Raw genomic sequence first — 25,780 nt, forward strand, 5'->3', positions numbered from 1 at the left:
TCATAATCTCTTTCCAAATACCAAACTCTTATTTTATCTTTATAAGCATCAATCTTTGTATAAGTTACTTTTCTTGAATACCTCGGTTCCTCCTCCTGCTTAATCAATTTCTTAACTGTATTTCTGGCTATTCCCAGTTCCCTGGCTATTTGTTTTATCGGGACCCCCTTATTATGCATGTTCTTTACTGTATACCAATCTCTCAAATCCTTCACCTTCACTTTATGCCTCCCTTGTATGATGTGTTTTGTTACCATACAAGGTTATAATTTTAAAGTGAGGGGGTCAATTTTCGTTGTAAAAAGGGGGTCAATTTTCATTGTAAATCAACAGATGGAAAAGGAAATACAACATCATATGAGTATAACGTAGCAAATAATGTTATAAGACGTATTGATCACGGTGGTAGGACCGGAAATGAGGGAAGCTTTACCTATAAACCGGAAAAAGTAGAAAGCTACACTTATTATTCAGATGGTAGTAGAAAAAGCAAGACTGATAGAAATGGGAATACTATACATTATAAGTATAATGCTCTTGGTAAGCCAATTTCTGAAGTTGTAGGGAATATCTCTATAGCATATACTTATGATAAAAATGGAAATCAGTTATCAATAAGTGATGATACTGGAACAACCACTAGAAGTTATGACGAATTAAATAGAGTTGTGAAAAAAACTATACCTAAGGTAGGAGAAACAAAATTTAAATACGATATAATAATTACTAGAAGTGATATGCCACAGGCTTCCTATGCTGAAAAATCTATTGATCCTAAAGGAAATATAACTACTAAGGTATTTGATAAGGCTGGAAGGATTAAGTATGTAATAGACGGTGACACTAATGCTACTATTTCAGCAACCTATGATTATTATAATAATGGAAGCACAAAAAGTTTAGTTTATGAGACAGGAACCAGAGAAGATTACACATATTATTCAGATAATACACTAAAATCTCTAATAAACAAAAAAGCTGATGGAAGTGTTATAGAATCATTTAGCTATATATATGATGCAGCAAATAATCAGACAAGAAAGAAAGATACAAAAGGTACAACATTCTATACTTACGATAAGTTAAATCGTTTAGTTACTGTTCTTGAACCAGCATTGCAGACGACTAATTATGTTTATGATAAAGCAGGTAATAGGGAAAGTCAAACTATACAAAATGGAAACATAGTATCAACTATTACTTATGCTTATAATGAGCAAAATAGGCTTATCCGTACTACCACTACTGTTAAAGATACTACTAGTGGTACAGTAGCATATGCTTATTACAAGAATGCTAACCTAACACCAATAGAACCTATATTAGTCGACGAAGGAATAATATATACTTATGACAATAATGGTAACCTAATTAATAAGCGTAAAACTATACTTAATTCAGAAGATACAAAGAATAATGCTCTTTTTGCTCCAGTAATAGGAGAAAGACTAAAGGGACTAAGTAAAGACTCAGTACTTAATGAATATGATTCTTTAAATAGATTAATAAAGTCAACTGCTGATGGGAAAACCAACACTTATGAGTATAATGGTGAAAATATAAGAGTATCCAAAAGTGTTAATGGAGAAAATAGAAGGTATCTTTACGAAGGTGATAAAATAATCCTTGAAGTAGATGAAAATGGTAGTCAAAAAGCTAGAAATATATATGGAACAAATATAATATCGAGAAAAGTAGAAAGCTCTAGTGATAAATACTATTATCTATTCAATGGACATGGAGATGTAACAAACTTAACTGGTAGCGATTCGAAAATTTTAGCAACCTACTACTATGATGCCTTTGGTGTTCCTACTGAAACTAATGGAAATGTAGATAATCCTATAAGATATGCAAGTTATCAGTATGATGAAGAAACCGGGAACTATTATCTTATGTCAAGAATGTACGATCCGGTTATTGCTAGATTCCTTCAGGAAGATACTTATAGGGGAGAGCTGAATGACCCATTAAGCTTAAATCTCTATACTTATACTCATAATAACCCTATAACCTATGATGATCCTGATGGTCATTGGATTCATATAGCAATAGGAGCGGCTATTGGAGCAGCAATAAATGTTGGGATAACAGCTTATTTAGATTATAAGGATGATCATAAATTTAATTCAGGTTGGAGAGAATATGCAGGAGCAGCAGTAGAAGGTGCTATAACAGGAAGTATAGGAGCAGCTACAGGCGGAGCCTCACTGTTTACTATGATCACAGCAGAAGTAGCTTCTGGATTTGTTGGAAGTGCAGCAAGGCAATACATTTCAAAAGGTAAAGTATCATTAAAAAAATCTGCTACTGATGCAGCTTTTAATGGTATAACTTTTATTGGAGGACATTATGCAGGCAAGGCTTTAAGTCCCGTGAAAAAAGCTATCGCTCAATCAAAGGTGGTAACCAAAACAAAAGGATTAGTATTAGATGGGCTATCATCTAAATCTGATACTATATTAAGTTTAAATAAGAAAATAGGTGAATCAGTACAAAATGTATTTGAAAAAATAAATCTTCCTACTCAAAATAAGCTAGCTTTCTCAAGTGCAGGCGGAGGGGGACGTTCAGGTATAGAAGCAACCTTCGATTATGTTGATGAAAGCGTAATGAAGAACTTTAATAAAGTATATAGTAGTGAAACCCTTCAGAGTACTGTTAAGAATATAGATAATAATATTTCTTCTAGTATTAAAGGGGTTACTAAAGCTGAACCATTCGATATTGTAAAATATGGTGATAAAACCCCAGGATTAGAAAATCACCATGGTGTAATGGATATGTGGGCACAGAAGAATATTCCAGGGTATAAGCCTAGACCAGCAGATTCAACAGCGATAGCATTAACAAAGGAACAGCATAATGCAACAAGGTCTGTATTCGGAAAGTGGAAGTATGAAAACTATGGATTTAAAGGAAAAGTAGATTGGGAAAATGTTTCACCAAGAGAAATTCAGGGGCTTTCAGAAAGAATGTTTGATGCTGCTAAAGTACCGCAAGATGCTAGAGCTGAATATTATAGAGAATTTAATAAATATATATATGGATTAGAAAAGTAAAGGAGATGTGTTCAATGGATATTAAAGAGATAATAAAGAAAGTAAGTTCTCTACAGAACTGCACTGTTTACCAACCATCAGGCATGATTAGTCTACCAAATGGTTTAGAAGCACCAGATGATTTAGTTGAGTTCTATAAAATATGTGGGGGTATTAGTTTATTCGAAGGTGCTCCGTATGCAGTTAAGATTGTAACACCAGAAGAGTTTATTAGCGCTAACCCTGTAATAATAGGAGAAGAAATTATTAATGCAGAGATAGAAAAAGGAACTTATGATAATGAAATATCAAAGGATTGGTTTATAATAGCTGATTTATATAACTCAGATTATATAGTTATAGACTTAAATAAAGAACGTCTAGGTCAATGTTATAAAGCATTCTGGGACAGTTATCCAGAGGTTGGAAGTACAACAATAATTGCAAAATCTTTTACTGAGCTATTAATGCAACTAGTAGAAAATAGAGGTGAATATTGGTACTTCTTAAAAGACGATTATATATCATATGGTGATGCTTATGATGGTATTGATACAGAATAGAATTAAGCACTTACTACAAAATTAATGATAGAATAGATGCATAAAAAGATAATATGTGTAAGTATATATAACTTGGTAAAGTGTGTAATAAAATTGACTGCATAATAGTAATAATGCAGTGAAAAGGTGAAATGAACCAGCTGAATTTAAGTAAGCTGGTTCATTATTTTTTTAGCAGTTAATATATGCTGTAAATACATCATTAAAAGAACTATATTAAAAAGCGACGATAACACATCATAAAACAGTAAACGGTAAATATCTTGTACATTAAAATTTTAACTCAAGTGTGAGATAATTTCTTCAAAGTGTAGTAACTGTAAAAAGTTGATTCAAGTTATTAAAGTTATTCAAGTTATTACAGTTAAATTTTACTTAACACAACTTTGAAGGAGGCCTTATGAAAACTCGATTAATGGCTACTCAATATAAACTTCAGCAATGGGATGCAATCATACAGGAATGCAGAGCTAGTGGTTTGATGATCAAAGACTGGTGCCAGCAGAACAATATTAAAAAGGACCATTTCTATTATTGGCAGCGAAAGGTACGCCAGGCAGCATGCCAGGCCTTAACAGAAACAGAACTTTCTTCTCAAAAATTCGCTGAAATACCTTCCGTTATCACAGGCACCACCGCAGTAGATAGTTTTCGTGGAGAGCTGACAATACTTGTTGGCGGCACAGTTGTTACTGTGAGCAAGGGAACAGATTTGAATCTGCTTAAATCAGTTATTGAGGTTCTTAAGAATGCTTAATGACGCTTCGGGTTTTTCCCATATCTACATTGCGTGTGGATATACCGATCTAAGGCGGGGCATAGATGGCCTTGCTGCCATCGTGCAGAACTCCTTTAAGCTTGATCCCTTTAACCCGAGCACACTTTTCCTTTTCTGCGGAAGGAGAACGGATAGATTAAAGGGATTACTATGGGAGGGTGACGGATTTCTTCTCTTGTACAAGCGTCTGGAGGCCGGAAAGTTTCAATGGCCGAGAAAGGAATCTGAGGTAAAGTCCATGACACACCAGCAGTTCGTGTGGCTGATGGAAGGACTCTCAATAGAGCAGAAGAAAGCAGTGAAAAAAGTGATTCCAAAGCGTGCAGTTTGAGTTTTTTCTGTGGATAACCTTCCGTTTAAGCGCTGTATGCATCTTGCTTATCCACAATTTTCAAAAGCTTGCTAATAAGCCCTTTACAGCCTATTTAGGCTGTGCTATGTTTGTTTTATGAATAATGAAATTTATGACAAAAAACAGCTAACCGAATATTCGAAGAATGCGCTGATAACTATGTATTTGGCTCAACAGGAAGCACTGAAGAAACAGGAAAAGCAGATGGAGGACCTGAACAAAAAGCTTGATCTACTTCTTGAGCAGATACGTTTGTCTAACCAAAACAAGTTTGGACGTTCCACGGAAAAGATTGAGAATGCTGAACAGCTGACTATGTGCTTCAATGAAGCCGAGGTTACTATTGAGCAGCAGACCATCCAGGAACCAGCCATTGAGCAAGTAATTCCAGAGCATAAGCGCAGAGTGAAACCGAAGGGAAAAAGACAGGAGGACCTGTCTTCTTTTCCCGTGCGAATAGAAGAACATCTGCTTTCTGAAGAGAAGCTTCAAGAGCTTTTTTGCGGAAGCTACAGAAGACTCCCTGATGAGGTCTATCGTAAGTTGGAGTTCCATCCAGCTACCTTCGAAGTCGTAGAGCACCACGTAGCCGTATACTGCGGAAACAAGGAGCAAACCATCGTGCGTGCAGACCGTCCTTCAGAAATTCTGAAGAACAGCATCGTCACTCCCTCACTGTTAGCTGCTATTATAAATAGCAAATACATTAATGCCGTTCCTCTTTATCGCCTTGAACAGGAATTCGCCAGGTATGAGGTTAACGTATCCAGACAGGTGATGGCTAACTGGGTTATCCGAGGGAGCGAACGCTACCTTTCGCTGTTGTATGACAGGATGCATCAGAAACTGTATGATAGCAAGATTCTGCATTCAGACGAGACTCCGGTAAATGTTATCAAGGATGGGCGGCCAGCAGGCTCTAAAAGCTATATGTGGGTATACCGAACAGGACAGGCAGGAGGAACTCCGCCGGCTGTACTCTATGAATACCAGAAAACGCGTAAATCTGATCACCCAAGAGAATTCCTCAAGAACTACCATGGAGTAGTTGTTTGCGATGGCTATCAGGTGTACCACAAGCTTGAGGAGGAGCGTCCAGATGAGCTTAAGGTTGCCGGATGCTGGGCTCATGCCCGACGTCGTTTTGCCAATGTATGCAAGTCCCTTGGAAAGAGTGGTTCTAAAGGAAGCCTGGCAGAAACTGCGGTGAACCATATAGCCCTGATATATCGAACTGACAACTTTCTGGAAGAACTCAATCCGGAAGAGCGTTTAGAAAAGCGGCAGCTCCTGGTGAAACCACTGGTAGAAGCCTTCTTTGCATGGGTAAAATCTAACAGGGATACAGTGCCACCTCAATCGGAGACCGGAAAGGGTCTTGCTTACTGTGTAAACCAGGAAAAATATCTGAGAGCTTTCTTGGATGACCCAATTATCCCCTTAGATAACAACGCAGCGGAAATTTCAATTCGTAGCTTTTGCGTGGGAAAACATAACTGGCATGGCACATAATAGATACTTTACAGGGGGCAGAAGCCAGTGCGATAATCTACAGTCTTGCCGAAAGTGCTAAAGCGAACAACTTAAAGCCCTATAATTATTTTAAGCATATCCTTGAAGAAATCCCTAAGCATCAGGATGATAAAAATCTAGGCTTTCTGGATTCCTTGCTCCCATGGTCAGCGGATCTTCCAGCGGATTGCTTAAAGGCTAAAAAGTCATAAAAGCCACCGAAGGGTGGCTTATTTGCTATGGAAGACAAGTGGTTTACCGTTTACCAACAGTCAATACAAAAATTATAAATATGTGTATATTGTCAAGCAAAATTGAGTTCTTTCCAAAGTTTGTTGAATTTATCTGATAAAAGCATTATAATTCTGTCTTTTACACTTGTAAGAAATAAAAAAGTGAGTAATGTTTTTTATTTTAAGGCGTATTTTAGTAAGTTTTTCCCCATTAAAAGATATTCAGATTAAATCTATAGTTGAAAGGGATCAAGCTATAACATTAAAAATTCTAAGGGCATATATAATAAATAATTTTACTATATATCAATTGATATATATAGGAGTTTTACTATTAGTAATGACCTGTCTATTTAAAAATAAATATTTGTAAAAATAATATTAATGTATATTAATATTCTAAATTATCAATTACTCCCTCCCATTGAATTTAATCAATTTTTAATTTATAATTGTGTAGTTATAGATAATATAGTATTTTAGAATAAAAAGGAGGCGGCTTTATGAGATTATGGGGAAAGATAATGAAGAATAATAAAATAGTTAAGAATGAGACCGTGCCTCTGGAGGTTGAAGATAATTATCAGTTGGCGCTGAAGAATGCTATAGCTGAGTTATGTGATAAATTCGATATTTCTAAGCCTTATTGGCTGAATAAGAATTTAAATGAATATAATAGATCTGGTAAGACTGTTTTTAATGAAAATAACTTTATTGAAGATATAGATTTTGATAAATTTGTCATTGAAGAGTTGCGTGACAAAAAGAAATAGTAAGTTAAATTTTAAAAACTTAAATGAAAAATATGAGGTGATTATTTTGGATAGTATAGCTGGCAATGGCTGCGATATTCTGGTGCCTTTTAATGAAAGAATACCTTTAGAAGAAATAGAACGCAGTATTGTTAAAAGATATAAGAAACATATATGGTCTAAATTTGTGAAGGCCATTAAACAATATAATTTGGTAGAAGAAGGGGATAAGGTAGCTGTAGCTATTTCTGGAGGCAAGGACAGCTTACTCCTTGCAAAACTTTTTCAAGAATTAAAAAAGCATGGACAGGTTAACTTTGAAGTAGAGTATATAGCTATGGATCCTGGATATCATCCAGATATTAAAAAACTGCTTGTAGATAATTGTGAGTATTTAAATATCCCTGTTCAAATATATGACTCAGGAATATTTAATGTGGTGGATAAAATAGCAAAGGATTATCCATGCTATATGTGTGCAAGGATGAGAAGAGGTTCTCTTTATGCCAAAGCTAAGGAGTTAGGATGTAATAAATTAGCTTTAGGCCATCACTTTAACGATGTTATTGAAACTACCTTATTAAATGTGCTGTATGCAGGAAACTTTAAAACCATGCTTCCAAAACTTAAGGCAGCTAACTTTGAAGGCATGGAGCTTATTAGACCCATGTACTTTATAGAGGAAGACTATATACAAAGATTTACTCAAAACAGCGGTATTTGGCCTTTAAATTGTGCTTGTATGGTAGCTGCAAAGAAGATTGGTAATAAGCGATATGAAATAAAAGCTATGATTAAACAGCTTAAAAAGAGCTTCCCAGACATTGAAAAATCCATATTCAAGTCTGCAGAAAATGTTAATATGGAAGCCATATTAGGATGGATAAAAGGCGGAGAGCAGCATTCTTATTTAGACTATTATGATGAAGAGTAAAACTATACTCATAGTAAAGGGATAACTTGTTAATAGATATCTATTAATATAAAATAATTGTGGATAATTTTTAATTAGTTAAACACATAAAGGGTGATATAAAAAATGAAAAAGGAACCAAAGGATACTAAGGTAGTTCTAGGAATGTCTGGAGGAGTAGATTCCTCTGTGGCAGCTTTGATGCTAAAAAAACAAGGCTATGAAGTAATCGGAGTATTCATGAAAAACTGGGATGAAAAAGATGACGATGGAATATGCACTGCAGTAGATGATTATGATGATGTGAGAAGAGTTTGTGACGAACTAGATATTCCATACTATACCATAAATTTTGTAAAAGAATACTGGGATAGGGTTTTTGAATACTTTCTTTCAGAATATAGGAGAGGAAGAACTCCTAATCCCGATGTAATGTGCAATAAAGAAATAAAGTTTAAGGCTTTCTTAGAATTTGCCATGAAGATAGGAGCTGACTATATTGCCATGGGGCATTATGCTCAGGTGGATTATATTGACGGAGAGTATAAGCTATTAAGAGGAGTTGACAATAACAAGGATCAAACCTATTTCCTTTGTGAACTTACTCAGCACCAGCTATCTAAGAGTATGTTCCCTATCGGGCATTTAACAAAGCCACAGGTGAGAGAGCTGGCTTTAGAAGCAGGGTTAGCCACAGCTAAGAAAAAAGATAGTACCGGGGTTTGCTTTATTGGAGAAAGGAACTTCAGGCAGTTTTTAAACAATTATCTCCCTGCTAAATCAGGTCCTATAATGACCTTAGAAGGAGAAGTAAAAGGAGAGCATGTAGGTCTTATGCACTATACCTTAGGGCAAAGAAAAGGCTTAGGTATAGGAGGCCAAGGAGAGCCTTGGTTTGTAGTGGATAAGGACTTAAAGAAGAATATTTTATATGTGGTACAAGGAGAAACAAATCCTGCTCTTTATTCCTTTGGACTTAAAGCAGAAGACATCAATTGGATAAGTGAGAAGGAAAGATCTAAAATCTTTGAATGTACTGCTAAATTTAGATATAGGCAGCCAGATCAAAAGGTTAAGGTATATATTAAAGAAAACAATTCAGCCATAGTAGAATTTATAGAACCTCAAAAAGCTATAACCCCAGGTCAAGCAGTAGTTTTCTATTTAGGAGAAGAATGCTTAGGCGGAGGTATTATAGAAGAATATTATAAAAACAAAAATAAATTAATGAAATCTATAGAAAGCTAGTCCAACCGGACTGGCTTTTTTGTCATAATAACCTTTACAGTAAGTTTTAAAAATATGATACAATTATCGTATGAAATGAAAAATAAAATAAATAATATTTTAAAATAATTAGTGATAATTAGGAGGTTATTATTATGAAAAAGCAGATAATATCAACTGAATTAGCTCCAAAAGCTATAGGACCTTACTCTCAAGGGATAAAAATAGGAAACATGGTTTACACTTCAGGACAGCTGCCTATAGATGCAGCTACAGGAATTATGGAAACAGAAATAGGTAAAGCTACAGCTAAATGCATAGAAAATGTAAAAGCCATATTAGAAGAAGCTGGATCATCACTAGATAGTGTGATTAAGACCTTGGTGTTTTTAGAGAATATGGATGACTTTGCAGCTATGAACGAAGTTTATGGCAAGTATTTTAATGAAAACCCTCCTGCAAGAAGCTGTGTTCAAGTAGCAAAACTTCCTAAAGGTGCTGTGGTGGAAATTGAAGTAATAGCTCTTTGTGATTAGTATAGTGCCTTTTAAAGCATTGGAAATACGGTAAATTTGTGATATATTATTGTAAGTATAAAGCAAAATATGGAGCTCAAGGGAAGGAGATATCATGGAAAATAAACCCACTTCATCAAATTTTATAAGAAACATAGTAGTTGAAGATTTAGAATCTGGAAAGCATAAAGAAATCCTAACACGTTTTCCACCTGAACCTAATGGTTATTTACATATAGGTCATGCTAAATCCATAGTTCTAAACTTTGAACTGGCAGATGAATTTAAAGGTAAAACAAATTTAAGATTTGACGATACAAACCCTATAAAAGAAGACACAGAATATGTAGAATCCATTAAGGAAGACGTGCATTGGCTTGGCTTCCAATGGGATAATCTATTCTTTGCTTCTGATTATTTTGAAGAAATGTATAACAGAGCAGTACTTTTAATTAAAAAAGGAAAAGCTTACGTATGCGATTTAAGTGCTGAAGAAATGAGAAATTATAGAGGAACCTTAACTGAACCCGGTAAGGAAAGCCCTGATAGAAATAGATCTGTAGAAGAAAATTTAGATTTATTTAATAGGATGAGACAAGGGGAATTTAAGGATGGAGAAAAGGTATTAAGAGCTAAAATAGATATGGCTTCTCCTAATATAAATATGAGAGACCCTATTATATATAGAATAGCCCATGCAGAGCATCACAATACCGGAGATAAATGGTGCATATACCCAATGTATGATTTTGCACATCCTCTTGAAGATGCTATAGAAGGGGTTACCCATTCTATATGTACCTTAGAATTTGAAGATCACAGACCGCTTTATGATTGGGTGGTAAGAGAATGTGAAATGGAATCTAAACCACAACAGATTGAATTTGCCAGATTAAATATTACTAATACAGTAATGAGTAAGAGAAAGCTTAAGCTTCTTGTGGATGAGAAGGTAGTGGATGGATGGGATGATCCAAGAATGCCTACCATAGCAGGCTTGAGAAGAAGGGGTTACACACCAGAAGCCATAAGAAACTTCTGTAGAGAAATAGGTGTAGCTAAAGCTAATAGTTTGGTAGATTCTCAAATGTTGGAGCATTTTATAAGAGAAGACTTAAATAAAAAGGCACCTAGAAGCATGGCTGTAATGAGACCTATAAAAGTTATCATTACAAACTATCCAGAAGGGGAAGTAGAGTGGTTAGAATCAGAAGTTAACCCTGACAACCCTGAAGCAGGAACAAAGAAAATACCATTTTCTAGAGAAATATATATAGAAGAGGAAGACTTCATGGAAAATCCTCCTAAAAAATATTTTAGGTTGTTCCCAGGCAATGAAGTAAGACTTCGTCATGCTTATTTCATTAAATGTCAAGATTTCATTAAAGATGAAAATGGAAAAATCGTAGAAATACACTGCACTTATGATCCTGAGACAAAGAGCGGCACTGGATTTACTGGAAGAAAAGTAAAGGGTACTCTTCATTGGGTTGCTGCTTCTCATGCAGTGCCAGCTGAATTTAGATTATATGAATCTATACTTTCAGAAGATGAAGAAGAGAATAAGGACTTTCTTGACTCCATAAATCCAAACTCCATGGAAATATTACAAGGCTTCATAGAACCAGACATGAAAGATGTTAAGCCACAGGATAAGTTCCAGTTTATAAGACATGGTTATTTTAATGTAGATACTAAGTATAGCACTAAAGAAAAACCGGTATTTAATAGAATTGTATCATTAAAGAGTTCCTTTGTTATTAATAAGTAAAATGAAAGCATGTATTAGCGATGATAAGGCTAATACATGCTTTTTTATCTTTAAATCTTAAAAGATATATTGTTTTTTAATCTATATATCTTCAATTCATATATTCTGATACTTCTACATATTTAATTCCATATCATCATCAGCTTCATTATTAAAGGCAACCCTATTAAATTCATTTTCTGAATTTGCCACCAATAAAGCGGAAACAGAGGCGCCAGATATGTTGGTGGCTGTTCTAGCCATATCTATAATTACATCTACACCTAGAACCATACCAATAATTTGTAGTGGAAGTCCCATAGCGGCTAAAACTACTGTAGCCATTATAGAAGCAGTGCCAGGAACACCAGCAGTACCAAAGGAAGCTATAGTGGTTATAAGTATAAGTTGGAGATATTGTATTGGCTGAAGCGGTATCCCGAATATCCTGGAGGCAAATAGTGCAACCATTACTGGATAGATACCTCCACAAGCATTTAAACCCATAGTAGCCCCCATAGGAGCTACAAAGTTTGCAATTTTGTCAGAAATCCTTACTCTATCTGTAAGGCTCTTTATAGTTACTGGTAATGTGCCATAAGAACTTCTAGTGGAAAAAGCAACTACTTGGGCAGGGTAAATTTTCTTGTAGAATTTTAATGGGTTAACCTTGGCCACAAAAGATAGTAATGGGGTGTAAACCACTAAAAATTGTACTAAACATGCTACATACATAGCTAGTATTAATTTACCAAGAGGTAAAAGTGTTGACAATCCATATTTAGCTGTAACAGAAACCATTAATCCAAATACTCCATAAGGTGTGAGTTTTAAAATTATTTTTGTTATTCTAAACATAATTTGAGCGAAGCCTTTAAAGAATTTTTTAACTGGATCTACTATATCTTTATGCTTATCACTTTCTATGGAAATAGCTACTCCAATTAATAAAGCAAATATTATAACAGGTATAACCTTTCCTTCCGCAGCTTCTGCTACAGGATTAGCAGGTATCATATCTAATATTACTTTAGTGAAGGATGGTATTTCCCTTGCTTTAAAACTAGCATCGGGAACAAAGGTTACCCCTGCGCCAGGATCCATAATTAGACCCACAACTAAGCCTACTATACAAGCTAATAAGGTGGTAAAGGTTAGCCAGAACAAGGTCTTAACCCCTATTTTTCTAAGCTGATTAGTATTCTCTAAAGAGGTTATACTTGAGATTATTGAAGATAACACTAATGGTATAACAAGCATTTTTATAAGGTTTATATATGCTTTACCTAAGGGTTCTATAAAAGGGGCATCTTGTTTAAAGTATATTCCTATAAGTATACCTAGTGTCATGCCTAAAAAAACTCTTATACTAAATGAAACTTTTTTTTGTTTTAAATAAATTAAAAGCAAAATTACTAGTGCTGATAATATCAATCCAATATACATTATATGCATTCCTCCAATCCTCATTTAAAGTTGTAACAATGTTTTTAATGCTTTAATTTAGTAAATCTTTGTATGCTCACCACTTGCACCACTTTATCACATTAATTCATACTATTTTACTATGAATTATAATTCATTACTTAATTTCAGTCAATAACTTTTAGTAAGTATTTTTATTGTTAATATTAATGTTATAAAGTATTTATATTATTAATTCAAATACCATAAATAATTGATATCATTAGTAATGAATAAAATATTTTCATTAAATCTATTGCATTATATTACTGAGGATGTTAATATGTTTAAGAAAGAAAAAGTTAGTCTTTAAATCAGTCCTGTGAGACTGGCAAGAAATTATATATTATCGTAAACGGAGATAGTATAGCTTCTTGCCTTTAGGGCAGAAGCTTTTTTTAATATCTAGGACTAACTTAAACCTTTTAAATTAGCACAGTGATGCTAATAAAGGAGAAAGTAGAGCTTTCTCCTCGTAATTAACTTAAATTAGAGGAGGTTTTTTTATGCAGCAAAACGTAGCAATAAACACTGAAGAAAAACAGGTAAATCTGATTTTAGTAAAAGTTAAAAGATATGTATTAGCACTTCAACATCTTATAGCCATGTTCGGAGCAACGGTATTAGTTCCTATGGTTACCGGTTTAAACCCTTCTGTAGCATTATTTACTGCAGGTATTGGTACACTTATATTCCATCTTTGCACTAAAGGAAAAGTTCCAGTATTCTTAGGTTCATCCTTCGCATTTATTCCAGGTATATTAGCAGTAAAACAAGCTTATAATGGAGACCTAGCCTATGCTCAAGGGGGTATGGCGGTAGCAGGACTTGTGTATGTAGGTGTATCCTTTTTAATAAAGAAAATAGGTATGGATAAAATAAAAGCAATTCTTCCAGACCATGTAGTAGGACCGATGATCATGGTTATAGGACTTAATTTAATACCAGTAGCTATAGATATGTCCTCAAATAACTTTATCATAGCAGCAATAACTTTAGGGATTGCCTTAACTATAACCTTCACAGCAAAGGGATTTTTAAAGCAAGTAGCAATATTAATTGCAGTAACTGTAGGATACTTTATATCCTTCCAAATGGGACTTATAGATACAGCAGTAATTAAGGAAGCACCAGTATTTGCTATACCAGCCTTCTCACTACCAAAGTTTGATGGTGCAGCTATAATGATAATAGTACCAGCAGTACTAGCAGTATTTATGGAACATATAGGGGACATCACCACCAACGGAAAAGTTTGTGGACAAAACTTCATAGAAGATCCAGGTCTTAATAGAACATTGTTAGGTGACGGTTTAGCTACAGCGGTAGCATCATTAATAGGTGGACCAGCAAACACTACTTATGGGGAAAATACAGGGGTACTAGCCTTAACTAAGAACTATGACCCTTCAATATTAAGAATAACAGCAGTATTCGCTATAATGTTAGGCTTCATAGCAAAATTCGGAGGCGTGCTTAGAACTATCCCTACTCCAGTAATGGGTGGAATAAGCTTGATGCTCTTTAGTATGATAGCACTTATAGGAGTTAAAACTATAAAAGATAATAAAGTAAAGTTTAATGCTACTAATATATTTATAATGGCAACTATACTTATCATAGGCATAGGTGGACCATATATAGAAAAAGCTACAGGAATTACTGTAGGTATACCTTTAAGTGAAACTGTTAAAATAAATGGACTGAGCTTTGCAGCTATAGTGGGAATAACCTTAAATGGAATCGTAAGCTTAATATCCAAAAAAACTAAAACAGCCTAAATATAACCAAACCTCTTAAAATATAAAGACAAGGTCTTAGTGTTTACTAAGACTTTGTTTTTTACCAAAAATTTTCTTGCTTTTTATACAATTATGTTATATTATACTTATATACATATTGCACCCGAATGATCGCGCTAAAAATTTAATAAATGTTCGTATACCGTATATGCTCGATAATATGGATTGAGCGTTTCTACCAGGAGGCCATAAACTACCTGACTACGAGTATACGTCTGTTTCTGAATGTTCTTTGATGTTCGGATTTAGTCGTATATTCCTAGGCAGATGCCTAGGATTTTTTATTTTAAATTAAAATACTACATAGGAGGAACGGAAGTTGGAAGAGTTAAAGCAAAGGATATTAAGGGATGGAAAGCTTTCAGAAGGTAGCATTGTTAAAGTTGGAAGCTTCTTAAATCACTCTATGGATATCCATTTATTTAATAATATGGGTAAGGAGCTTAAAAAAAGATTTGAAACAGAGGAAATTACTAAAATACTAACCATTGAGGCTTCTGGCATAGGAATAGCTGCTATAGCTTCACAATATTTTAACTTTGTTCCAGTGGTATTTGCAAAGAAATTTCCCGCAACTAACATGGACAAAGGAACCTATGAGGCAAAAGTACACTCCTATACAAAAAATACTACTTATAACGTAAGGGTAGGTAAAGATTACATAAGTAAGGAAGATAAGGTACTCATTATTGATGATTTTCTTGCCAATGGCTGCGCTGCTTTAGGTTTAATAGACATAGTAAGACAAGCTGAAGCTGAGGTGGTTGGATTTGCAGCGGTAATAGAAAAGGGGTTTCAAATGGGTAGGAAGGTTATTGAAGATGAAAATGTAAGAGTGGAAGCTTTAGCTATCATTGAAAAAATTGAAGATAATAAAATATATTTTAAATAAACACTGGAGAGGAGATTTAAACAATGAACAAATACATAAAGTCTTTAGGTGCTGTTTTACTTTCTTCAGCATTATTACTATCAGGATGCGCTAGTAAAGGTAATGATGGAGAGGCAAAGGATGGCAAAAAAGAAAAGGTAAAGGTTGGATTTATATATGTAGGACCTGTAGGTGATGGAGGATATACTTACTCCCATGATCAAGGGAGGAAGTATTTAGAAAAAGAACTAGGGGTAGAAACTGTTATAAAAGAATCTGTTAAAGAAGATAAGGCAGAAGTAGAAAAGGTTGCACAGGATATGATAGAACAGGGATGTAATGTAATAATAGGAACCAGCTTTGGATTCCATGAAGGTCTTTTATCTAAGGCAAAAGAACATCCAGAACTTACTTTTATGCACTGCTCAGGATATGAAACTTCTGATAATCTTGGACAATATTTTGGCAAAATACATGAAATTATGTATCTCAACGGAATAGTGGCTGCCATGAAGACTAAGAGCAATGTTTTAGGCTTTGTAGGAGCATTCCCTATACCAGAGGTTATAAGAAATATTAATGCTTTTACTTTAGGTGCCCAATCTGTAAATCCAGCTATAAAGGTTAAAGTAAATTGGACAAACACCTGGTATAATCCTGCTACTGAAAAGGATGCAGCTGTAGCTCTTATAGATGCTGGTGCAGACGTTATAGCACAACATCAAGACACTGCTGGTCCACAGCAAGCGGCAGAAGAAAAAGGTAAGTTTTCCATTGGATATAACACAGACATGAGTGCTTCTGCAAAGAAAGCAAATTTAACTTCTGCGGTTTGGAACTGGGGTCCATATTATGTTAAACAGATTAAAGCTGTCATGGATGGAAGTTGGAAATCAGAAAAGTACTGGGGTGGAATAAATGATAATATAGTTATGCAGGCACCTCTTACTGAGTTAGTACCTGAAGGAGCTAAAGAAAAAGTGCAAAAAGCCACAGAAGAAATAAAGAGTGGAAAAAATAAAATTTTTGTAGGACCTTTAAAGGATCAAAAAGGAAATGTTAAGGTAGCAGAAGGTAAGACCATGAGTGATGAAGAAGTTTGGCAAATAGATTGGTTTGTGGAAGGCGTTGAGGGAAATATCCCTAAGAATTAGACTCTGGAGGAAATTATGAAAAGTAAAGTACCTGTTATCTCTGTAAGAGGAATAAGCAAAATTTTTGGAAAAGTAAAAGCATGTAATAATGTGAATATAGATATTTATCCTGGAGAAATACATGCCCTATTGGGAGAAAATGGAGCTGGAAAGAGTACTTTAATAAATATTCTATCAGGGGTATATTCCCCTGATAGAGGTAATATTAAAGTGAAGGGTATGGAAAAAAGCTTTTCTTCTCCTAAGGATAGCACTCAATGTGGTATAGGTACTATATATCAACATTTTAAGCTGGTAAATGCTCTTACAGCAAGAGAAAATATAATGTTAGGTCAAGAAAAAAAGATATTTATAAGCAGAAAACCCGTGGATGAGAAAGTAAAAGAAATATCTTTCAAGTATGGTATAGAGGTGGATTTAGATAAATATGTAGGTGATATGTCCGTAGGAGAAAAACAGAATCTGGAGATTTTAAAGGTACTTTATCGCGGGGCAGAAGTTCTTATATTGGATGAGCCCACAGCGGTGTTTACACCTCAAGAAACTGAAAAGCTATTTAACATAATGAAAAAAATGAGGGAGCAAGGCTGCGGCATTATCTTTATCACTCACAAGATGGATGAAGTTATGGAAGTAAGCGATAAGATAACTGTACTTAGAAAAGGGGAAACCGTTGCTACTTTGCCAAAGTTTAAAACTAATGCTAAAGAGCTAACAGAACTTATGGTAGGTCGATCCATAGACCTTTCCATTAAAAAGATTGATAAGCTTCCAGGTAAAGAAGTATTGGAAATTAAAAATTTAAGAGCCCTAAACACAGATGGTATGGAGGCTGTTAAAAATATCTCCTTTAATGTTAAAGAAGGTGAAATACTGGGCATTGCCGGTATTACAGGATGTGGGCAAAAAGAGCTTTGTGAAGCCTTAGCAGGCATTGGTAATGTATCCCAAGGGGAAATCATATTTAATGGAGAAAATTTAAAAGGAAAAAATCCAAGAGAATTTATTAAACGCGGCATAAGCATGAGCTTTATACCAGAAGACAGGTTAGGCATGGGGCTGGTAGCTTCCATGAATATGGTAGATAATCTTATTTTAAAATCTTATCATACTCAAAAAGGACCTTTTATAAGCAAAAAGGCCGCAGTTAAAGATTCCTTAGAATTAATAGATACCTTAGAAATTAAAACTCCTGGAATAAATTATCCTATTAGATATCTTTCAGGAGGAAATATCCAAAAGATATTATTGGGGCGAGAGCTATCCTCAAGTCCAAAGGTTCTCATCATGGCCTATCCTGTAAGAGGATTAGATATAAATACCTGTTATAACATTTATGATCTTATAAACAAAGAAAAAGAAAAAGGTACTTCTATAATATTTGTAGGTGAAGATTTAGATGTACTTATGGAACTTTGCGACAGGATTATGGTTTTATGCCATGGAGAAATAAGTGGAATAATAGATGCACAGGAGGCTACCAGAGAAAAATTAGGACTTATGATGTTAGGCAATTCAAAAGAAAAGGGGGAGGAACTCCTTGTTAAGGCTAATTAAGAGAGCTGAAATAAGCAAAGGTATTAGAATAAAAGTAATAATTAGTGCAATTATGGTAGCATTATTACTATCTGGAATATTTATTGCAGCTTTAGGGTATAACCCTTTTTCTGTATTTGCTTATATTCTAAAAGGGGCTTTTGGGTCATCTTATAGAATTAGACAAACCATAATAAAAGCAATACCATTGCTTATCACCGCCATTGGTATTTCCGTAGCTTTTAAGATGCAGTTTTGGAACATAGGAGGGGAAGGACAAATACTTATGGGAGCTTTTGGGGCTGCTCTTGTGGGGCTATTTGTAAAGGGACTTCCTAAACCTATATTATTTATGGTCATGTGCCTTTCAGCTATGATAATTGCAGGATTATATGCCCTTATATCCGGGGCTTTAAAGGTATACTTTAATGCCAATGAAACCATAGTAACACTTATGTTTAACTATATAGCATTAAAATTTATAACCTTTTTACAATATGGACCTTGGAGAGATAAAAAAGCTATGAACTTTCCTAAAATAGCGAGTTTTCCTAAGAATGCCATATTACCAAAAGTATTTAATATTCATATAGGTTGGATTATAGCAATTATAGTGGTAATAATTTTTTATTTATTTATGAAAAAAAGCAAAATGGGTTATGAAATCTCTGTATTAGGTGAAAGTCATAACACTGCTAGATATGCTGGTATAAACATCAATAAAACCATTTTGAAAGCAGTGTTTATCAGTGGAATGTTATGTGGATTAACAGGATTTATACAAGCTTCAGCAGTAAGTCAAACCCTATCCATTGAGGTAGCTGGAGGAGTGGGGTATACGGCCATAATCATAGCTTGGTTATCAAATTTAAATGCACCTATAGCAATGATAGTAGCATTTTTATTTGCAGGGCTATTAGAAGGTGGAGCCTACATACAAACAGCTTTTGGAATATCTAGCTCAGCCTCATCCATTATTCAGGCTTTAATTTTATTTTGCGTATTGGGCAGCGATTTTTTCTTAAAGTATAAAATAACTATTAGAAGTAAGGAGGTGGCATAGTATGGATATAGCAGCTTTTTTACATGCTGCAGTTATAGCTGGAACACCTTTATTGCTTGCCACCTTAGGTGAAATACTCACAGAAAGATCAGGTAACCTAAACCTGGGTGTGGAAGGTATGATGCTTATGGGAGCAGCTGCTGGTTTTTTAACCGGATTCTACACAAAAAGTGCTACCTTAGCCATATTAGGTGCAGCTTTATTTGGAGGCTTTGGAGCACTAATCTATGCCTTTTTAACCGTAAGTTTAAAGGCAAATCAAGTAGTAACTGGATTAACTTTAACCATATTTGGAACAGGGATCTCCACAATGCTTGGACAAAAAGTTGTGGGAGAACCAGTACCTGATAGTATTAAAGCGGTATTTAGACCCATAAGTATACCTATATTAGGAAAAATACCTTTTATAGGGGAAATAATCTTTAATCATGATATTATCATTTATATTTCTTTCATGTTAACTATTATTTTGGGGGTATATATATATAGAACGAGTTTAGGATTAAACTTAAGAGCTGTAGGAGAAAACCCATCCTCGGCGGATGCTGCAAGTATTAATGTACCATTATATAAGTACATTCATATAGTAATAGGTGGTATGCTTTGTGGACTGGCTGGAGCGTACTTATCATTAGTTTATGTACCTGCTTGGCAAGAAGGAGTTACCGCTGGGCGTGGATGGATTGCTGTGGCTTTAGTTATATTTGCAGGCTGGAATCCTTATAAGGCTTTTATAGGAGCCTATCTTTTTGGAGGACTGGATATATTGGGACTTAGATTAGCTAACCCAATTATTTCAAGATATATTTTAGATATGCTCCCTTATGCTACAACTATAGTGGTACTTGTAATATCTTCTATTAAAAAATCTAAAAAAGGTTTATCACCTGAAGCTTTAGGAAATGCATATTTTAGAGAAGAAAGATAAAGTCTCATATAATATAATTATTTACTAAATTAACCATGGAAAATTAATGTTCCATGGTTAATTTTTTTTGTAAAAAAGGAAATACTACTATAGATTACATAACTATTTTAGTTTAAGGAGGTCGCCACATGAAGGTTACTAATGCAGAAGAACTGATACAAAAGATTGAGGATATTAAAAGGGCTCAAAAAGAGTTTTCGTCCTTTAGTCAAGAAAAAGTTGATGAAATTTTTAGACAGGCTGCTATAGCTGCTAATAACGCTAGGATAGACTTGGCAAAAATGGCGGTGGAAGAAACCGGTATGGGGATAGTAGAAGACAAGGTGATAAAAAATCACTTTGCTTCGGAGTATATTTATAATAAGTATAAGGAAGACAGAACCTGCGGTATCTTAGAAAAGGATGAAGCCTTTGGAATAATTAAAGTAGCAGAGCCTATAGGGGTAGTGGCAGCGATAATCCCTACTACAAACCCTACTTCTACAGCTATTTTTAAATCGCTTATAACTTTAAAGACTAGAAATGGTATTATATTTTCACCTCATCCAAGAGCTAAAAAATGTACTATTGCAGCTGCAAAAATAGTGCTGGATGCAGCTGTGAGGGCTGGAGCACCGGAAGGAATAATAGGTTGGATAGATGAGCCTTCCGTAGAATTATCTCAGTTGGTTATGAGAGAAGCGGATATAATATTAGCTACTGGAGGACCTGCTATGGTAAAGGCAGCCTATTCTTCAGGGAAGCCTGCCATAGGCGTAGGTGCAGGAAATACACCGGCCATTATAGATGAAACTGCTCATATAAAAATGGCTGTAAGTTCTATATTGCTTTCCAAAACCTTTGATAATGGAGTTATCTGCGCTTCAGAACAGTCCTTAATAGTTATGGACAGCATATATGATGAGGTGAAGAAGGAATTAAAAGAAAGAGGAGCTTATATATTAAATGAAGAGGAAACTCATAAGGTTAGAAAGATTATATTAAATGAAAAGGGTGGACTTAATTCCAATATAGTGGGTCAAAGCGCTTACAAAATAGCCGAAATGGCTGGAGTGAATATACCTGAAGAATCAAAGGTTTTAATAGGAGAAGTAGAGTCCGTGGAACTAGAAGAACCTTTCTCTCATGAAAAATTATCTCCAATATTAGCCATATATAGAACTAGAACCTTTGATGAAGCTCTAGCAAAAGCAGCCAGGCTCATAGAATTAGGAGGATTTGGACACACTTCCGTGCTATATACCAATGAACTAGCTTCTAAGGATAGAATAGATAAGTTTGGATCATTAATGAAAACAGCTCGTACAATAGTTAATATGCCTGCCTCTCATGGGGCTATAGGAGATATATATAACTTTAAACTGGCACCTTCTCTCACATTAGGCTGTGGTTCTTGGGGGGGGAACTCTGTTTCTGAAAATGTAGGACCAAAGCATCTCATGAACATAAAACAAGTGGCTGAAAGGAGAGAAAATATGCTGTGGTTTAGAGTACCAGAAAAGATTTATTTTAAATATGGATCCCTTTCCGTAGCCTTAAGAGAATTAGGAGATATGGGCAAGAAAAGAGCTTTTATAGTTACAGATAAGGTATTATATGGCCTAGGTTATACAGATATAGTTACAAGAAATTTAGAAGAACAAAATATAGATTTTAAGGTATTCTTTGATGTAGAACCGGATCCTACCTTAGATACCGCAAGAAAAGGTGCTCTAGAAATGAAGAGCTTTAACCCTGATGTTATCATAGCTGTAGGCGGAGGCTCTCCTATGGATGCTGCAAAGATAATGTGGGTTATTTATGAGCACCCAGAAGTAAGATTTGAAGATTTAGCTATGAGATTTTTAGATATAAGGAAAAGGGTTTATAAGTTCCCTACCATGGGAGAAAAAGCTATGCTCATAGCAGTACCTACCTCAGCTGGAACAGGCTCTGAGGTTACTCCCTTCGCTGTAATTACTGATGAAAAAACCAGTATAAAATACCCGCTGGCAGATTATGAGCTAACACCTGACATGGCTATAATAGACGCTGAGCTTATGATGAATATGCCTAAAGGACTGACAGCAGCTTCCGGTATAGATGCACTTACTCATGCTATAGAAGCCTATGTATCAGTTTTAGCTTCAGAGTATACCAATGGATTAGCTTTAGAAGCGATTAGACTAATATTTAAATACCTTCCATTAGCCTATGAAGAAGGAAGCCATAATGTAAAAGCTAGGGAAAAAATGGCTCACGCTGCTACCATGGCAGGCATGGCTTTTGCTAACTCATTTTTAGGAGTATGCCACTCTATGGCTCATAAGTTAGGCTCTGTGCATCATGTACCCCATGGAGTAGCCAATGCATTACTTATTGATAAAGTAATAAGATTTAATGCTGTGGATAATCCTAGAAAGCAGGCAGCTTTTCCACAATATAAATATCCAAATGCAAAATGGAGATATACCGTAATTGCTGATTATCTTCATCTAGGAGGAAACACTGCAGAAGAAAAGATAGAAAATTTAATTAATGCCATAGATGAACTGAAAGCTAAGGTAAAAATGCCAAAAACCATAGAAGAATTTGGAGTGCCAAAAGATAAATTCTACTCTAGTCTAGATGAGATGAGTGAACAGGCTTTTGACGACCAATGCACTGGCGCCAACCCAAGATACCCTCTTATCAGTGAAATAAAACAGATGTATATCAATGCTTATGAAGGAATTGATAAACAATAAAGTATATGATTCAATAAGTAAAGCCCTGATTTTATCAGGACTTTACTTATTTTGAAATATTATATTCTTTAAATAGTTTGTCACATCTTCATCTAAATAATAATAATGCCTGTCTAGATAAATGGCTTTGCTCCAATCTTTATTTATCCAAATACCATAAATGCCTAGAGGTTTTTCTTTTTCATAAAATGTAATTTCATAATAATTGCTGTCATTCATCTCATAATTTGAACCATCAGTGCTTTTCTTTGAATCTTTAAAGGCTTTTTTAATTTTTTCTAATTCATTTGAATCTTTAATAAAGGTAATATTGATACCAGTAGCGGAATTATTTGTATCATTAAGCATAAGCTTCTGTATTCGAGCTTTATCTGCTTTAACATATAAATTGCTCTTTCCTGAAGTACATGCTATTAGAGAAACTAAAATCAAAAAAAGAAATGTAGAAAAGAAAATTATTTTTTTCATAAAACACCTCTTTCATATTAATTTAAAGCTTTTAATCATTAGCTTTGCTGATATAACTAACAATTATATTTAATTTTATTATACCAAATATTTACTTAAAGTGTAGTATATACCTCATGATAATGGATTAAAATCTTCATAAAAAGTTGTCAAATTGTAATTCACAGTATATAATAATAAAGAAGTGAATAAACTAGACAGTTCGGAAGCCTCCTGTCTATAAATAAAACTACGGCATGTTAATCTAAACACGGATATTAGGTTTGTTTATCATGGCTGTCTTTATAAAGACAGCTTTTTAATTCTCTGTGTTTTTAGCCGTAAGAGAGGTTTTTGGATACCTCTTTATTTTTTTGCAAAAAATATTAAAAGGAAGTGATGTTATTATGAAGAATAGGAGCGTTGACTTCGTAGCAAAAACAGCGGTGGTGGCAGCTCTTTATGCGGCTTTAACCTATGCCTTTAGCTTTATGGCCTATGGGCCTGTGCAGTTTAGAGTGTCTGAGATCTTAACCTTTTTGGCATTTTTAGATCCTGCTTTTATACCAGGCTTGGTATTAGGCTGTATAGTTGCCAATATTATCAGCACTGTGGGACCTATTGATATGATAGTAGGAAGTGCTGCTACATTATTAGCGGTTTATCTTATGAGCAAGACAAAGAATTTATTTATTGCCTCTTTATGGCCAGCTATTATAAATGGTATTTTTATTGGAGCTATGCTTTACTATGTGGCTAATCTGCCTTTCCTTTATAGTGTTCTTTGGGTAGCCTTAGGTGAATTTGTGGTGGTTACCTTAGTAGGATATCCTATATTCAGATACCTAATTAAGAAAGAAAGTCATGTATTAGAAGTGATAAAAGTTAAAAAATAATATAAAATCAGCCTGCATTTAATAGGTGCAGGCTGATTTTATGTTTAGCATATAGTTAATTAAGTTGTTCTTTTAAAATTATAAAAGTCTTCTAAAATTGAAGGGTTAATGGATAAGAATTCTACTAGATCCTTTAGACAATGCAGGGTTTCGGAGTTTAGAGTATGTTCTATCTTTTCGGCCTCTGATAATATGTCTTCTTCATTTACTCCTATTAACTTTAAGAAGTTTTCTATGATATTATGTCGTTCTAACAAGGCCTTGCCTAGAAGTTTTCCTTCCTCTGTTAGCCTTAGAACGCCGTATTTTTCATAACTGATTAAATTTGCATCTGATAATTTCTGAACCATTTTTGTGCAGGAAGGAGGCTGTACATTAAGAGCCTCGGCTAACTCATTGACTCTTGCAAAATCTTGGTTTAGTGTTAATCTATAAATCATTTCAAGATAGTCTTCCATAGAGGGGGTAATTAAATTTAAATTCTTTTTAAAGTACTCAGTAAAGGTATAAAATGATCTGTCATCCAAAATGTTACTCCTATAATAGATTGTTATAAATAAATTATATGAAATTTATTCTAAATTTAATCAAAATCTCTCTTAAATATGGTAGATTTAAGATAAGGATATATGAAATAATATTAGGGTATATAATTTATAATTACATTATACAAGGAGGCATTATGTTTGATTTAAGTATTTTTAAAGAAATGAGTCAAAAAGAAAAATATGAAAATATGCTTTTAATGCTTAAAGGAATTCTAGAAGGAGAAGAGGATGTGGTTACTAATTTAAGTAATTCAACAGCTCTTATCAATGCTTTAACAGAAGATATAAGCTGGTGTGGCTTTTATATTATAAAAAATGGAGAATTAGTACTAGGACCTTTTCAAGGGTTACCCGCTTGTACTCGTATTAAAATTGGGAAGGGAGTATGTGGTACTGCAGCAAAGGAAAAAGAAACTATACTAGTTAAGGATGTAAACAGCTTTGAAGGACATATAGCCTGTGATGCTGCCTCCAACTCTGAGATTGTTATTCCTATTATTAAGGATGAAAAAGTTTATGGGGTTTTAGATATTGATAGCACAAGCATAGCTAGGTTTCATGAAGAAGATAAGATATATCTAGAAAAAGCAGTAGATATTATAAATTCATATGTGGATTGGAATAAAATAAGCTATTAATATTATGATCAATAAAGAAAAACATTTAATTAGATATGAAAAAGGCCATGCAGAGTATAAGTCTGCATGGC

Annotated in this window: 24 protein-coding genes and 1 riboswitch; of the genes, 20 read left to right on the plus strand and 4 right to left on the minus strand. The window is 34.4% G+C overall.

Annotated features, from left to right (window positions below):
• Positions 1–221, minus strand: a 221-nt coding sequence (locus BUA82_RS00005; RefSeq protein ID WP_242948903.1) for a helix-turn-helix domain-containing protein, incomplete at its 3' end; no start/stop codon positions are given.
• Between the two features lie 171 nt (positions 222–392).
• On the opposite strand from BUA82_RS00005, the gene BUA82_RS00010 reads away from it, so the two are divergent.
• From BUA82_RS00010 to BUA82_RS00055, 11 genes are all read left to right on the plus strand, one after another.
• Entirely contained in the window at positions 393–3,062 is a 2,670-nt protein-coding gene (locus BUA82_RS00010) for an RHS repeat-associated core domain-containing protein (protein ID WP_479723158.1), read from the plus strand.
• Positions 3,063–3,076: 14 nt separating this feature from the next.
• Positions 3,077–3,604, plus strand: a complete 528-nt coding sequence (locus BUA82_RS00015) for an SMI1/KNR4 family protein (RefSeq protein WP_073003690.1) — start codon at positions 3,077–3,079, stop codon at positions 3,602–3,604.
• A 400-nt stretch (positions 3,605–4,004) separates the two neighbouring features.
• Positions 4,005–4,361 carry an IS66 family insertion sequence element accessory protein TnpA gene (tnpA, locus tag BUA82_RS00020; RefSeq protein WP_073003691.1) on the plus strand — a complete coding sequence of 119 codons (357 nt, stop codon included), beginning with the start codon at positions 4,005–4,007 and terminating at the stop codon, positions 4,359–4,361.
• Entirely contained in the window at positions 4,354–4,713 is a 360-nt protein-coding gene (tnpB, locus tag BUA82_RS00025; protein WP_073003692.1) for an IS66 family insertion sequence element accessory protein TnpB, read from the plus strand. Before tnpA ends, tnpB begins: the two co-directional genes overlap by 8 nt.
• A gap of 117 nt (positions 4,714–4,830) precedes the next feature.
• Positions 4,831–6,246, plus strand: coding sequence for an IS66 family transposase (tnpC, locus tag BUA82_RS00030; protein WP_341429826.1), 1,416 nt, complete (start codon positions 4,831–4,833; stop codon positions 6,244–6,246).
• Between the two features lie 35 nt (positions 6,247–6,281).
• Complete coding sequence (locus BUA82_RS21165; RefSeq protein ID WP_341430014.1) at positions 6,282–6,458, plus strand: transposase domain-containing protein; 177 nt, start codon at positions 6,282–6,284, stop codon at positions 6,456–6,458.
• A gap of 524 nt (positions 6,459–6,982) precedes the next feature.
• Positions 6,983–7,252, plus strand: coding sequence for a hypothetical protein (locus tag BUA82_RS00035; protein WP_073003693.1), 270 nt, complete (start codon positions 6,983–6,985; stop codon positions 7,250–7,252).
• 46 nt (positions 7,253–7,298) lie between these two features.
• Positions 7,299–8,165, plus strand: coding sequence for a tRNA 2-thiocytidine biosynthesis TtcA family protein (locus BUA82_RS00040; protein ID WP_073005056.1), 867 nt, complete (start codon positions 7,299–7,301; stop codon positions 8,163–8,165).
• A gap of 105 nt (positions 8,166–8,270) precedes the next feature.
• Positions 8,271–9,392, plus strand: a complete 1,122-nt coding sequence (gene mnmA, locus BUA82_RS00045; RefSeq protein WP_073003694.1) for a tRNA 2-thiouridine(34) synthase MnmA — start codon at positions 8,271–8,273, stop codon at positions 9,390–9,392.
• Between the two features lie 134 nt (positions 9,393–9,526).
• Positions 9,527–9,907, plus strand: coding sequence for a RidA family protein (locus tag BUA82_RS00050; RefSeq protein ID WP_073003695.1), 381 nt, complete (start codon positions 9,527–9,529; stop codon positions 9,905–9,907).
• A gap of 94 nt (positions 9,908–10,001) precedes the next feature.
• Positions 10,002–11,657, plus strand: coding sequence for a glutamine--tRNA ligase/YqeY domain fusion protein (locus BUA82_RS00055; RefSeq protein WP_073003696.1), 1,656 nt, complete (start codon positions 10,002–10,004; stop codon positions 11,655–11,657).
• 114 nt (positions 11,658–11,771) lie between these two features.
• Here the strand turns inward: BUA82_RS00055 and BUA82_RS00060 are convergent, their stop codons facing one another.
• Positions 11,772–13,082, minus strand: a complete 1,311-nt coding sequence (locus BUA82_RS00060; protein ID WP_083599707.1) for a dicarboxylate/amino acid:cation symporter — start codon at positions 13,080–13,082, stop codon at positions 11,772–11,774.
• 524 nt (positions 13,083–13,606) lie between these two features.
• On the opposite strand from BUA82_RS00060, the gene BUA82_RS00065 reads away from it, so the two are divergent.
• The 7 genes from BUA82_RS00065 (at position 13,607) to adhE (ending at position 23,180) form a co-directional block, all read left to right on the plus strand.
• The gene (locus tag BUA82_RS00065) at positions 13,607–14,881 is read left to right on the plus strand and encodes a uracil-xanthine permease family protein (protein WP_073003698.1); all 1,275 of its coding nucleotides are present in this window, start codon (positions 13,607–13,609) and stop codon (positions 14,879–14,881) included.
• A gap of 143 nt (positions 14,882–15,024) precedes the next feature.
• Positions 15,025–15,127: riboswitch (purine riboswitch) on the plus strand.
• Between the two features lie 94 nt (positions 15,128–15,221).
• Positions 15,222–15,794, plus strand: coding sequence for a xanthine phosphoribosyltransferase (locus BUA82_RS00070; protein WP_073003699.1), 573 nt, complete (start codon positions 15,222–15,224; stop codon positions 15,792–15,794).
• 23 nt (positions 15,795–15,817) lie between these two features.
• Entirely contained in the window at positions 15,818–16,927 is a 1,110-nt protein-coding gene (locus tag BUA82_RS00075; protein ID WP_073003700.1) for a BMP family ABC transporter substrate-binding protein, read from the plus strand.
• A gap of 15 nt (positions 16,928–16,942) precedes the next feature.
• Positions 16,943–18,484, plus strand: coding sequence for an ABC transporter ATP-binding protein (locus tag BUA82_RS00080; RefSeq protein WP_073003701.1), 1,542 nt, complete (start codon positions 16,943–16,945; stop codon positions 18,482–18,484).
• The gene (locus BUA82_RS00085) at positions 18,468–19,526 is read left to right on the plus strand and encodes an ABC transporter permease (RefSeq protein ID WP_073005058.1); all 1,059 of its coding nucleotides are present in this window, start codon (positions 18,468–18,470) and stop codon (positions 19,524–19,526) included. The genes BUA82_RS00080 and BUA82_RS00085 overlap by 17 nt, the downstream gene beginning before the upstream one ends.
• Before the next feature lies 1 nt (position 19,527).
• A complete protein-coding gene (locus tag BUA82_RS00090) occupies positions 19,528–20,454 on the plus strand; it encodes an ABC transporter permease (protein WP_073003702.1) in 927 nt (308 codons plus the stop codon).
• A 128-nt stretch (positions 20,455–20,582) separates the two neighbouring features.
• Positions 20,583–23,180, plus strand: coding sequence for a bifunctional acetaldehyde-CoA/alcohol dehydrogenase (gene adhE, locus BUA82_RS00095; protein ID WP_073003703.1), 2,598 nt, complete (start codon positions 20,583–20,585; stop codon positions 23,178–23,180).
• A gap of 42 nt (positions 23,181–23,222) precedes the next feature.
• Here the strand turns inward: adhE and BUA82_RS00100 are convergent, their stop codons facing one another.
• Positions 23,223–23,648 (minus strand): hypothetical protein, encoded by a 426-nt coding sequence (locus tag BUA82_RS00100; RefSeq protein WP_073003704.1) that lies wholly within the window; start codon positions 23,646–23,648, stop codon positions 23,223–23,225.
• A gap of 386 nt (positions 23,649–24,034) precedes the next feature.
• Between BUA82_RS00100 and BUA82_RS00105 the strand changes: the two genes are divergently transcribed.
• Complete coding sequence (locus BUA82_RS00105; RefSeq protein ID WP_073003705.1) at positions 24,035–24,523, plus strand: QueT transporter family protein; 489 nt, start codon at positions 24,035–24,037, stop codon at positions 24,521–24,523.
• 59 nt (positions 24,524–24,582) lie between these two features.
• Here BUA82_RS00105 and mntR read toward each other — a convergent pair whose 3' ends face one another.
• Positions 24,583–25,050: a transcriptional regulator MntR gene (mntR, locus tag BUA82_RS00110; RefSeq protein WP_073003706.1), complete on the minus strand. Its 468-nt coding sequence runs from the start codon at positions 25,048–25,050 to the stop codon at positions 24,583–24,585.
• Positions 25,051–25,205: 155 nt separating this feature from the next.
• Between mntR and BUA82_RS00115 the strand changes: the two genes are divergently transcribed.
• Complete coding sequence (locus tag BUA82_RS00115) at positions 25,206–25,709, plus strand: GAF domain-containing protein (RefSeq protein ID WP_073003707.1); 504 nt, start codon at positions 25,206–25,208, stop codon at positions 25,707–25,709.
• Positions 25,710–25,780 lie beyond the last annotated feature (71 nt).

This window comes from Clostridium amylolyticum (genome assembly GCF_900142075.1).
In the GTDB taxonomy this organism is placed as follows: Bacteria; Bacillota; Clostridia; order Clostridiales; family Clostridiaceae; genus Clostridium_AA; species Clostridium_AA amylolyticum.